This is a genomic window from Mycobacterium sp., from assembly GCF_019243155.1.
Taxonomy (GTDB): domain Bacteria; phylum Actinomycetota; class Actinomycetes; order Mycobacteriales; family Mycobacteriaceae; genus Mycobacterium.
Genome location: NZ_JAFAUS010000089.1, coordinates 1 through 11,738 on the forward strand (window position 1 = coordinate 1; position 11,738 = coordinate 11,738).

Annotated in this window: 8 protein-coding genes; 4 read left to right on the forward strand and 4 right to left on the reverse strand. The window is 68.2% G+C overall.

Features of this window, described 5'->3' with window-relative positions:
* A partial coding sequence (locus tag JOZ00_RS04520) for an SDR family NAD(P)-dependent oxidoreductase (RefSeq protein ID WP_293340231.1) occupies positions 1-5,058 on the forward strand: 5,058 nt, incomplete at its 5' end.
* 12 nt (positions 5,059-5,070) lie between these two features.
* Here JOZ00_RS04520 and JOZ00_RS04525 read toward each other — a convergent pair.
* The 3 genes from JOZ00_RS04525 to JOZ00_RS04535 are packed head-to-tail and all read right to left on the reverse strand — an operon-like array spanning position 5,071 to position 7,775.
* Positions 5,071-5,493, reverse strand: coding sequence for a PPOX class F420-dependent oxidoreductase (locus JOZ00_RS04525; protein ID WP_293340234.1), 423 nt, complete (start codon positions 5,491-5,493; stop codon positions 5,071-5,073).
* A gap of 4 nt (positions 5,494-5,497) precedes the next feature.
* On the reverse strand, positions 5,498-6,607 hold the full coding sequence (locus JOZ00_RS04530; RefSeq protein ID WP_293340237.1) for an acyl-CoA dehydrogenase family protein: 1,110 nt from the start codon (positions 6,605-6,607) through the stop codon (positions 5,498-5,500).
* 7 nt (positions 6,608-6,614) lie between these two features.
* The gene (locus JOZ00_RS04535; RefSeq protein ID WP_293340239.1) at positions 6,615-7,775 is read right to left on the reverse strand and encodes an acyl-CoA dehydrogenase family protein; all 1,161 of its coding nucleotides are present in this window, start codon (positions 7,773-7,775) and stop codon (positions 6,615-6,617) included.
* 168 nt (positions 7,776-7,943) lie between these two features.
* Here JOZ00_RS04535 and JOZ00_RS04540 point away from each other — a divergent pair, with 168 nt between their 5' ends.
* The 3 genes from JOZ00_RS04540 to holA are packed head-to-tail and all read left to right on the forward strand — an operon-like array spanning position 7,944 to position 11,365.
* A complete protein-coding gene (locus tag JOZ00_RS04540; RefSeq protein WP_293340242.1) occupies positions 7,944-8,789 on the forward strand; it encodes a ComEA family DNA-binding protein in 846 nt (281 codons plus the stop codon).
* Positions 8,790-8,834: 45 nt separating this feature from the next.
* Positions 8,835-10,400 (forward strand): ComEC/Rec2 family competence protein, encoded by a 1,566-nt coding sequence (locus tag JOZ00_RS04545; protein WP_293340250.1) that lies wholly within the window; start codon positions 8,835-8,837, stop codon positions 10,398-10,400.
* Positions 10,397-11,365: a DNA polymerase III subunit delta gene (gene holA, locus JOZ00_RS04550; RefSeq protein ID WP_293340244.1), complete on the forward strand. Its 969-nt coding sequence runs from the start codon at positions 10,397-10,399 to the stop codon at positions 11,363-11,365. The genes JOZ00_RS04545 and holA overlap by 4 nt, the downstream gene beginning before the upstream one ends.
* 14 nt (positions 11,366-11,379) lie before the next feature.
* Here the strand turns inward: holA and rpsT are convergent, their stop codons facing one another.
* Positions 11,380-11,640, reverse strand: a complete 261-nt coding sequence (rpsT, locus tag JOZ00_RS04555; RefSeq protein ID WP_293340247.1) for a 30S ribosomal protein S20 — start codon at positions 11,638-11,640, stop codon at positions 11,380-11,382.
* Positions 11,641-11,738 lie beyond the last annotated feature (98 nt).

An 11,738-nucleotide genomic window follows, 5' to 3' on the forward strand; every position in this document is an offset into this window, starting at 1 on the left:
CACGTGCTGATTCAGGAGGCGCCGGCGCGTGCCGACGACGGCCTCGCCTTCGACGTCGCGGCCGAACAGGTAAGCGTGCTACCGCTTTCCGCGCGGTCACCGGAAGCGCTGGTGGAACTGGCGCAGCGTTATGAGAAGTGGTTGAGCGCCCACCCGGATGCCGCCCTTGCCGACGTATGCCGCACCGCCGGGACGGGGCGTTCGCATTTCGAACATCGCGCGGCGCTGGTGGTGGATTCGATCGAGGGCGCGCGCATGGGCCTGGCCGATTTGGCCGAAAACCGCCTGCGACCCGGCGTCGTTCGTGGTGAGCACAGCGAGCACCCGACGACGGCCTGGCTGTTCACCGGACAGGGCAGCCAGCATCCGGGGATGGCGCGTGAATTGTTCGACACCGAGCCGGTTTTCGCTGAAACCGTGACTCGTTGCGCGGACGCCGTCGAAGACATGCTGCCGCGTCCGTTGCTGGAGGTGTTGTTCGCCACCGGCGGCGATGCCGGAGAAGCATTGCGGCACACGTCATTCGCCCAACCAGCGCTGTTCGCCATCGAGATGGGCCTGGCCCGGCTGTGGCAGTCGTGGGGTATCGAGCCCGACGTGGTGCTGGGACACAGCGTGGGCCAGTACGCGGCGGCCTGTGTGGCCGGAGTCTTCAGCCTCGAAGACGGCGCACGACTGATGGCCGAGCGCGGCCGGATGTTCGGCAGCCTGCCCGCGGGTGGGCGAATGGTGGCGGTGTTCACCGACGCCAAGCACGTCGAGGAGATCGCCGGAGAATTCCCGCGAGTGTCGGTCGGCGCCTACAACGGACCCAACACCGTGCTCTCGGGGCCGGCCGAGGAGCTGGAGCAGATAGTCGGCAGGTTCGAAGAGGAGGGGATCCGCTGCACGTGGCTGCAGACCAGCCACGCCTTCCACTCGGAACTGCTGGATCCGGTGCTCGATGAATTCGAGTCGTACGCAGCGCAGTTGGAGTTCGCCGCCCCGACCTTGCCGCTGGTCTGCAACCGCACCGGCGCCGTGCTCACCAATCAGACGCCGCTCGACGCCGCGTACTGGCGGCGGCATTCCCGCCAGCCGGTGCAGTTCGCCGAGAGTGTGCGCACCGTCGCGGCGCTGGGCTGCTCGGTGGTGATGGAGATCGGTCCGCAACCGGTGCTGACCGGAGCCGCGGTGCAGGTCTGGCCGGAGCACCTGGCCGCGCCGCGGGCGATCGTCTCGCTGCGCAAGGGCGTCGGCGACCGTCGCCAGATCGCCGACGCGCTGGCCGCCGCCTACGTCAGCGGCCACCGGCCCGATTTCGCTGCGCTGCATCGTCAGCCGCGTCGCCGACTCGAACTGCCCACCTACCCGTTCCAGCGCCGCCGCTTCTGGCCCAAGACGTCCGGCATCGCCGTCGACGGTCCTGCGGTGTCCGGCATTCTGGGCAGTGTCAAGGACCTCGCCTCCGGCGACTCCGTCTACACCAGCAGGCTGTCGGTCAAATCGCAGCCGTGGCTGTCCGACCATGTCATCTATGGCACCGTCGTCGTCCCCGGGGCGACATATGCGGCGATGGCGCTGGCCGCGATCGGCGCCCCCGCGCGGGTGCAAGACGTCTTCTTCTATGAGCCGATCATCTTGCCCGAGAAGAGTTCTCGCGAGGTGCAGCTGACGCTGAATCCGGTCGAGGACGGCGGTAACCGGCGATTTAAGGTGCACAGCCGCCCCTTCGGCGATCGCGACGCCGAATGGTCGCTGAACGCCGAAGGCACCGTTGTAACCGGCGCTTCGGACATCACCGACGAACCGGCACCCGAGCACCGGGGTCCGGTCGATGAGGCGATCGAGCGGATGGAGCGCATGCGTCCGCAGGACCTTTTCGAGACCTTCGCTGACATGGAGCTCGCGTGGGGGCCGAACTGGTCCGGTTCGCTGAAGTCGTTGTGGCTCAGCGAGGGTGAGGCGATCGGCGATATCACGGTGGGCGAAGAACTGGCCGAACACCTTGGAGCCGAGCCGATGCATCCGGTCCTGATGGACTTGTGCACCGGCGTCGCCTTCCCTGCGTTCCCGGCGCTGCTGGCGGCCGAACAGGGAGTCAACGATCTCTACTTGCCGCTGCGGTACGGACAAGTGATGTTGCGCGAGAAGATGCCGCGGCGGTTCTATTGCCGCGCCAGGTGGCACACCAACGCCCTGGACAGCGAGACCCAGGTCTTCGACCTCGACTTCGTCGATCGGGACGGCCGACTGCTGGGCGGGATTCGCGAGTTCACGGTCAAGCGCGCGCCCCGCGAGGCGTTGTTGCGGGGCCTCGGCGGCGACGCCACCCGGCAGCTGTACACCGTCGGCTGGCACGAGGTGCCGCAACCGGCATCCGGCGATGACGAGGCAATCACGAACGGCACCTGGCTGATTGCCGGGTTCGACGAGCTGGCCGCCAACGTCCCGGGCTGCATCTCGTTCGGCCGGGCAGGCGACGACGAGTCCCTGGGAGAGGTGCTGGCGAAGGCCGCCGAGCGCGGTCTGCCGTTCTCGGGTGTCGTCTGGCGCAGCGCAGGACCCGGCGCGGACGAATCGAGCGCGGACGTCGCTGCGCGGCTCGAGACCGAGATCGACAATCTCCTCGGTGCCGTGCACATCGTGCAGGGCGGGCAGGTGAAGCTGCCCGGCGGACTGTGGATTGTCACCGAGCGGGCCGTCGCCAGCGAATCCGGCGAGCCGGTCGACCACGTGCAGGCGGCACTGTGGGGCTTCGGGCGCACGACGATCAACGAGGAACCGGCGCTGCGCTGCAAACTGGTCGATTCCGACGGATCACCGGAGGCCGCGCAGGCGATCGCCAAGTTGTTGGCCACACCGGTCGACGAGCCGGAACTTGCTCTGCGGCAAGGAAAGCTGCTGGCATCCCGGTTGTTGCCGTGGGCGCGCAGCGGCCATCTCACGGTGCCGCGCGGGAGCGACTACGTCCTGGCGCCCACCGAACGTGGAGCGATCGACAACCTGCGGCTGACGGAGGCGGATGTGCCGCCGCCGGACGTGGGCTACGTGCAGGTCCAGGTCGAGGCCGCCGGTCTCAACTTCCGGGATGTGCTCAACGTCCTCGGCCTCTACCCGGGCGATCCGGGCCCGATCGGCGGAGACTTTGCCGGCACCGTCACGCAATTGGGCGACGGCGTCACCGGGCTCGAGGTCGGCCAACGGGTCTACGGCTTCATGCAGGGCGCGTTCGCCAGCCGGTTCAACGTGCCCGCCCAGCTGCTGGCGCCGATTCCCGATGGAGTCGGCGCGGTAGCCGCGGCCACCATTCCCGCTGCGGCACTGACGGTCCGGCTCGCATTCGACTGGGCGCAGGTCAAGCCCGGTGACCGGGTGCTAATCCACGCCGCCAGCGGTGGCGTCGGCCTGGCTGCGGTCCAGATGGCCCGGCAGTGCGGTGCCACGGTCTTCGCCACCGCCAGCACATACAAACGCGCGATGCTGCGCAAGCTGGGTGTGGACTACGTCTATGACTCGCGCACAACGGATTTCGCCGATCAGATCCTGGCGGACACCGGCGGCGCCGGCGTCGACGTGGTGCTGAACAGCCTGACCAACGAGGGGTTCATCGAGGCGACCGTGCGGGCCACCGCCCAGAATGGCCGGTTCGCCGAGATCGCCAAGCGCGACATCTGGACGCCCGAGCAGATGGCGGCGGCCCGTCCCGACATCGCCTACGAGATCGTCGCGCTGGACACGGTGACTTTCCAAGAGCCCGAGCGCATTCGGGGTTTGCTGACAGAGGTGTCGGAGGGACTTGGCAGAGGCGAGTGGACACCACTGCCTGCCGAGATCTACCCGCTGACCGAGGCGAGGGCCGCGTTCCGTCGCATGCAGCAGGCACGCCACATCGGAAAGATCGTGCTGCAGGTGCCGAACCCCTTGCAGCCGCGGGCCGATCGGAGCTATCTCATCACCGGTGGGCTCGGAGCGATCGGTCTGCACACCGCGTCTTATCTCGCCCAACTCGGCGCCGGTGACATCGTGTTGACCAGCCGGCGCGCACCCGACGCGGACGCACAACGGCTGATCGACGAGATCACCGAGCGCTACAAGTGCCGCATCCACGTCTTCGCGGCCGATGTCGGCGACGAGTCCGAGGTCGCGAAGCTGCTGGATCGGATCCACGCGGAATTACCGCCGCTCGCGGGTGTGGCGCATCTGGCCGGCGTGCTCGACGATGCGCTGCTGTCCGCACAGAGCCTGGAGCGGTTCCGAACAACGTTGGCGCCCAAGGCGTTCGGTGCCTGTCACCTGGACAGGTTGACGACGGACGACGACTTGGACTTCTTCATCGTGTCCTCCTCCGTGTCCAGTTTGTTCGGTTCACCCGGTCAGGCCAACTACGCGGCCGCCAACGCGCTGCTCGACGGCCTGGTCGCGCGGCGAAGGGCGCAGGGCCTGCCCGCTACCGGTGTCAACTTCGGACCCTGGGCGCAGGGCGGCATGGCCTCATCGGAGGCCGCGAGCGCCAATATCAGTGCGCAGGGCCTGATTCCGCTGGAACCCTCGGCTGCCCTCGGCGCTCTCGCCGAGGTCGTCGCCAACGGGACCGGCCAGGCCACCGTCATCAAAGCCAACTGGCAGCGGGCCGCGAAGGTGCTGGGCAGTTCGCGTCCACCGATTCTCGACTTGGTGTTGCCGAGCGCATTGGGTGAGGTGACCGGTGACAGCGAGTTGCTTCGGCAGCTGCAGGAGATACCGGTGCCGGCACGAGCGGAATTCGTGACCGAGTTCCTGCAGAGTGAGGTGCAGAACTTCCTGCGGCTCGCGCAGCCGCCCGCGGCAACGAGCCGGTTCCTGGATCTGGGCACGGATTCACTGATGGCGATCGAACTGCGCAATCGGCTGCACAGTCAGTTCGGCGGCGCGTTCACGATCAACGCGACCGCGGTCTTCGACTATCCGACCATCGGGGGGCTCGCCGAGTACCTGGTCGCTCAGCTGCCCGATGCGGATTCGCCTGCCGGGGAGGCGGAGTCGGTGGCGGCGCCGGAGTCGAATTTGGAACCCGTTGCGGCCGGGGAGCCCAGCTGATGGTCCGAGTCGTCAGTCGCTGATATCGAACCCGGCATTGACCTTCGTCGGGCGGACGCGCACCACCAGTTCGCCGGGCACCGCGTTGCGGCGGCCGAATTCCTCGGCCTTCTCCGCGCCCATGTAGCGCGCGCCCGTCCGAGTCGCGATGTCCAGCAACTCGTCTGGGTCGTCGGTGACCTCGGCCAGCCCCTGCACCTGCACAAAGGAGTAGGGCGGGTGTGGGTCGTCGACGCAGATCACCACACGCGGATCACGCGCCAGGGCACGGCCTTTCGATGTCTCGCGGTTGGTGTTGAACACCAGTTGGCCGTCCTCGACGATGAACCAGACCGGCGCGACCAAGGGTCTGCCGTCGGCCGCGACGTAACCCAGCATGCCTGTTCGGGTGCCCGTCGATAGGAAGTCGACAACCTTGGCGGAGAGCTCGGCCACGGCACTAGAGCCGGGCGAGATCGTAGTCGCCCAAATGGTCGATCAGGTTGTGCAGGTGGTCATTCGAGGAGCCCAGCGTGTGCTCGATGGCGGTGAGCCGGGCCGCGTAGTGGGCGACCGGATACTCGGCGGTCACCCCGATGCCGCCGTGTAACTGGACGGCCTCCTGGGCGATGTGCCGGCCCGAGCGCCCGATCTGCAGCTTGGCGCGCGAGGCGATCACCGGGTCGGGGTTGCCGCCGGCGATCGACATCGCGGCGTAGAGGCTCATGCTGCGGGCCATCTCCAGCGACACGTACATGTCGGCGGCCCGTTGGGTGAGCGCCTGGAATTTGTTGAGCGTGACACCGAATTGCTTGCGGCTCTTCAGGTAATCGGTGGTCAGCCGGAGCGCTTCATCCATGGCGCCGACGGCTTCGGCGCACAGCGCCGAATTGATGCGGACTACAGCATCGCGGATGGCGGGGGCGGTGTCGTGGACGTCGTTGCCGAGGGGTTCGGCCGCCACATTGTCGAGGTCGATTTGTGCGCCGCGCTGTCCGTCGAAAGTGCGGTAGGGGTGCTTGGTGACGGCACCGCCGTCGACCAGGAAGAGTCCGGCACCGCCGTCGGGCAACGCGGCGCTGACGACCAGTGTGTCGGCGCAGTCGCCGGCGATCACGGGGTTCTTCTGTCCCGTCAGGGTCCACGAATCACCTTGCTGCGCAGCCTTGGTACTCAGCTCGGACGACGGCTTGCGGCGTCCGGGTTCGAGGTTGGCGAACGCCAGGAGCCGTTGCCCGCCGGCGACCTCGTCCAGCAGTTGGCGCTGCTCTTCGCTGCCGTGCGCGGCGATCAACGACCCGGGCGCCAGCGCGGCGTGCACGATCGGTTCGGGTGCCAGCAGACGCCCAACCTCGGTGAGCACCACCGTGATCTCGATCTGGCCCGACTCATCCGGGTCGAAGCCCAGGCCGAGGATCCCGGTGTCGGCCAGCTGACTCCAGACGTCGCGGCTCCATCCCAGATCGGTGGCGATGATCTTGTTTCGGGTCTCCGGGTCATAGGTGCGGCCCAGCAGCTCGCGGGTGGTGTCGCGGAGCAGACCCTGTTCGTCGCTCAACTGAAAGTCCATGTCTGCCTCACAATCCGAGAATGGTGGACGCGATGATATTGCGCTGCACTTCGCTGGTGCCGCCGTAGATCGACGTCTTGCGGTAGTTGAGATAGTGCGGTGCGCTGTGTTGCGCCCACGCCGGTGAGGCGATGTCCGCACCGTCGGCGGGCAGCGCGTCGGGGCCTGCCACCTCGACGAGCAATTCGGTTGCCAATTGCTGTAATTGGCTGCCGCGCAGCTTGAGGATGGACGACGCCGGATTGGGCCTGCCGTCCGAGGAGTCCGAGACCACGCGCGCCTGCGTGAGTTCGAGTGCCAGCAACTCGTTTTCGGCCTCGGCGAGCCGTGCGGCGAACAGCGGGTCGTCGAGCACCCCGGTTTCGCCGGCGTGCTTCTTCACCTCGGCGAGGCGCACTTTGGTCCGACCCACTCCGGCGATGCCGGTGCGTTCGTTGCCGAGCAGGAATTTTGCGTACGTCCAGCCCTGGTTCTCTTCTCCGACAAGCTGATTCGCAGGCACCCGGACGTCGGAGAAGAACAACTCGTTGATCTCCTGGCCACCGTCGATCGTCTTGATCGGCCGCAGCGTGATGCCCGGCGTGTTCATGTCGAAGAGCAGAAACGAGATGCCCGCCTGCCGTTTGGGTGCCTGCGGGTCGGTGCGCACCAGGCAGAAGATCCAATCCGCGTACTGACCGAGCGTCGTCCACGTTTTCTGGCCGTTGACGACGTAGCTGTCTCCGTCGCGGACCGCCGTGGTCCGCAGCGACGCCAGGTCGGAGCCGGCCTCGGGCTCGGAGAAGCCCTGACACCACCAGATGTCGAGGTTGGCCGTCGGGGGTAGGAAGCGTTGCTTGATCTCCTCCGAACCGAATTCGGCGATCACCGGGCCGACCATCTTGGTGTTGAAGTTCAGCGGCTCGGGGACAGAGGCCAATTGCATCTCGTCGGCCCAGATCTGGTGCTGGGTGGGTGTCCAGTCCTTGCCGCCCCACTCGACGGGCCAGCCCGGTACCGCCAGACCGTGCTCATTCAGGATCTTGTGGCTGGTGACGATGTCGTCGCGGACCACCGACGCCGAACCCTCGCGCATCCGCGCGCGTATCTCCTCGGGAATCTTGGTGGTGTAGAGGGTGCGAAGTTCGTCGCGGAATGCTTCTTCTTCCGCTGTGAGCGCCAGCTGCATGGCGGCCTCCTGGCTCGGATGGCTGTCCGGTTGTGGATGTGCGTTCTTCTGTCCATATTGGCCCATCGCACGCGGCCGTTGTGCACAGCCTCTGGTTAATCCACAGCCGGCCCGCGCGACGCCCTTGGGCGGGGCCGTTGTGGCGGTGGCCGGACCTACCGTCGGCCCATGCGAACAGAACTTCCCGCCGAACGGCTGCATCGACGGCTCGGTGCTGAACCGGAGTCCGAAAGCACGGAGTCAGAAGAAGACTCGCCCAATGACGACCAGAATTCGCTATTGCCGCGCTGGCTTCCCGACGCGTCAGAGCGTGGCGGCTGGATGGCCCGGGTGCGCGCCGACCCCGGGCGTGCCGGTGCGGTCGGGTTGGCGATCGTGGCGGCCCTGGCCGTGCTGATCACGGTGTTCACGATGATGCGCGATCGACCGGCGCCGGTGATGTCGGCCAAGTTGCCGCCGGTGGAGAAGGCGTCGACGGCCAGTCCCCGGTCGTCGGCTACTCCGGCCGGCGGCCAGCCGGCCGGTCCGGACCGACCGGTGGTGGTCAGCGTGGTCGGTCTAGTGCGCACGCCCGGCCTGGTCACCCTGGCGCCCGGCGCGCGCATCGCTGACGCGCTGCAGGCCGCCGGCGGGCCGGTGAACGGAGCGGACACCATCGGGCTGAACATGGCCCGCCCGCTCGACGACGGCGAGCAGATCGTCGTCGGACTCGCCCCCGTCGCCGGGCAGCCGACGTCGTTGGGCAGCTCGGTGGCGGCCGGTTCGACGGCGACTACCAAACCACCGGCACCGGGTTCGGGATCGGGCAAGCCGAAGGCGGGTGGAGCGGTCAACCTCAACACTGCGACCGTGCAGGAACTCGACGCCCTGCCCGGTGTCGGACCGATCACCGCTGCCGCGATCGTGACGTGGCGTCAGACCAACGGGAAGTTCACCAGTGTCGACCAGCTTGCCGAGGTCGACGGGATCGGTCCGGCGCGGCTGGAGAAGCTTCGCGCCCTGGTCCGTGTCTGACACGGCCATGACGGGTTGACCGAATCACCCGCGGGGCACATTGATGTGCGCCTGGTGCCGGCCGCGCTGGCCTGCTGGTGCGTGACGGCCGCCGGCATCTGGTGGCCGGTGGGCCGGATAGCGGCCTTGTGCTGCGGCGGCATGGCCGCCGCAGCGGGGGCGCTGGCGTGGCACGCGGCGCGCCGGCCCGGCGGCGGTGACCGGCTCCGCGCGGTCAGCGCCGGGCTGCTGGCGATCGGCGTCGTGGGGGCGGGGTTTGGCTTCGCGGTTGCGCTGCGCGCCGACGCGGTCAGCCGCCACCCGATCACCGCACAGTTCGGCACGGTGGCGCCGGTGACGGTCACCCCCACCGAAAGTGCGGTGCCCTTGGGAAGCGGCCGGCTGATGTTTCGCGCCACCCTGCAACGCCTGCGCGACGCGCAGATGTCAGGCCGCGTAGTGGTTTTCGCGCGCGCCACGGATTTCGGCTCCGAAGCCGGCGGTGTCATGGTGGGGCAGCCGGTGCGGTTCAACGCCCGCGTGAGCCGTCCGACCCGGCGCGACCTGACGGTCGCGGTTCTCAACGCATCGGGCCGCCCGATCGCGGGCACCGCGGCGCCGATACAGCGGGCGGCGCACTACGTCCGCAGTCGGTTCGCCGCCGCCGCGCGGGACACGTTGCCGACCGAGCAGGCCGCGATGCTGCCCGCGTTGGTGCTCGGGGACACCTCGGCGGTCCCCGCCGAAACCGGCCGCGACTTTCGCGTGGCGGGCATGACGCATCTGATGGCGGTATCCGGCGCCAACGTGACGATCGTGTGTGCCGCTGTGTTGTTCTCGGCCCGGTTGATCGGCCCTCGGGCGGCCGTCGCGCTGGCCGCGCTGACCCTGGTGGCGTTCGTCATCGTCGTGCAACCGACCGCAAGCGTGCTGCGGGCCGCCGTGATGGGCGCCATCGCGCTGGCGGGCATGCTGTCGTCACGCCGGCGGCAAGCCATTCCGGGACTCGCCGCCACTGTGCTGGTGTTGCTCGCCATCGCTCCGCAACTGGCCGTCGACGTGGGCTTTGCGCTCTCCGTGATCGCGACGGCTGCGTTGGTCGTCGTCGCACCGGTCTGGTCGCGACGCCTGGTGGCGAAGGGCTGTCCCAAACCGCTGGCCGACGCGATCGCAGTCGCGTGGGCCGCACATGTGGTGACCGCTCCGCTGGTTGCCGGTATCTCGGGCCGCGTCAGCCTGGTGGCGGCGGGGGCGAACCTCGCGGCGGCGCCGGTGATCGCGCCGATCACTGTGCTCGGCACGGCGGCGGCCATGCTGTGCGTGCTCTGGCCGGCGGGGGCGCAGCTGTTGATCCGATTCACCGGCCCCGAACTGTGGTGGGTGTTGCACGTGTCGCGGTGGTCGGCCGGCGTGCCCGTGGCGACGGTGCCCGTGCCGGCCGGGGTGCCGGGCGTGGTGTTGGTCGCCTGCCTCGCGCTGCTGATGCTCCTGCTGTGGGGCCGGCGCTGGTTTCGCATCGTGATCGCACTGGGCGCGGTGATCATGGCCGTTTGCTCGGTGGCTTGGTCACTGTCGCAGCTGTTGGATCCCGCAGCGGCCTCGTCGGTCGGTCGTGACACCATCGTGGAGTGAGCGAGGTTGAGCCGTTACACCTGGTCCTGGGAGACGAGGAACTGCTGGTCGAACGTGCGGTGGCCGACGTGCTGCGCTCAGCGCGGAAGCGGGCCGGCACCGATGACGTGCCGGTCAACCGAATGCGCGCGGGCGACGTCAGTACATATGAGCTCGCCGAGCTCCTGAGCCCGTCGCTGTTCGCCGACGAGCGGATCGTGGTGCTGGACGCCGCGGCCGACGCGGGCAAGGACGCGGTCGCGGTGATCTCCTCGGCCGCGGCCGACATCCCGGCGGGCACGGTGCTGGTGGTGGTGCATTCGGGCGGTGGCCGAGCCAAGGCGCTCGCCACCGAGCTGCAGTCGCTGGGTGCCGTCGTGCATCCGTGCGCGCGGATCACCAAACCCAGCGAACGCGTCGATTTCGTCCGCAAGGAGTTCCGGGCCCTGCGCGTCAAGGTCAACGAGGAGACGGTGACCGCCTTGCTGGACGCGATCGGCTCCGACGTGCGGGAGCTGGCGTCGGCCTGTTGCCAGCTGGTGGCCGACACCGGCGGGGCCGTCGACGCCGCGGCGGTGCGCCGCTATCACAGCGGCAAGGCCGACGTGAAGGGCTTCGACATCGCCGATAAGGCGGTGGCCGGCGACGTCGAGGGAGCCGCGGAGGCGCTGCGGTGGGCGATGATGCGGGGTGAGCCGCTGGTGGTGCTGGCGGACGCGCTGGCCGAGGCCATCCACACGATCGGCCGGGTGGGGCCGCTCGCAGGTGATCCGTACCGGCTCGCTTCGCAGCTCGGAATGCCGCCATGGCGGGTGCAAAAGGCGCAGAAGCAATCCCGATATTGGTCGCGCGACTCTGTGGCGATCGCGATGAAGCTGGTCGCGGAGCTGAACGCCAACGTCAAGGGGGCGGTCGTCGACGCCGATTACGCGCTGGAATCAGCGGTCAGGCAGGTGGCCGAACTGGCCGAACAGCGCAGCCGGTGAGAGGGCCGCTGCGCTCAGAGCTTGTTGAGGGCGCGCGCCAGGGCCGACTTCTTGTTGGCCGCCTGGTTCTTGTGGATGACGCCCTTGCTGGCCGCCTTGTCAAGCTTGCGGTTGGTCGACACCAGCAACTCGGTGGCCTTTTCCTTATCGCCGGCGTGGGCGGCCTCGCGGAACGCGCGCACCGCGGTGCGAAGCGAAGACTTCACCGACTTGTTGCGCAGTCGAGCGCGCTCGTTGGTGCGATTGCGCTTCTGCTGCGACTTGATGTTGGCCACGCTCGAGTTCCTTCTTCGATTCGACGATTGCTTCGTTGTCCTGGGCGCCGGATACCACCACAGCGACTGCCCAGGTTATCAGCCGGTTACGTTTTCTC

Coding starts and splice junctions, on each gene's coding strand:
- JOZ00_RS04530 (WP_293340237.1), bottom strand. CDS start 6,607: ATGGACTTTCAGTTGAGCGACGAACAGGGTCTGCTCCGCGACACCACC.
- JOZ00_RS04535 (WP_293340239.1), bottom strand. CDS start 7,775: ATGCAGCTGGCGCTCACAGCGGAAGAAGAAGCATTCCGCGACGAACTT.
- JOZ00_RS04540 (WP_293340242.1), top strand. CDS start 7,944: ATGCGAACAGAACTTCCCGCCGAACGGCTGCATCGACGGCTCGGTGCT.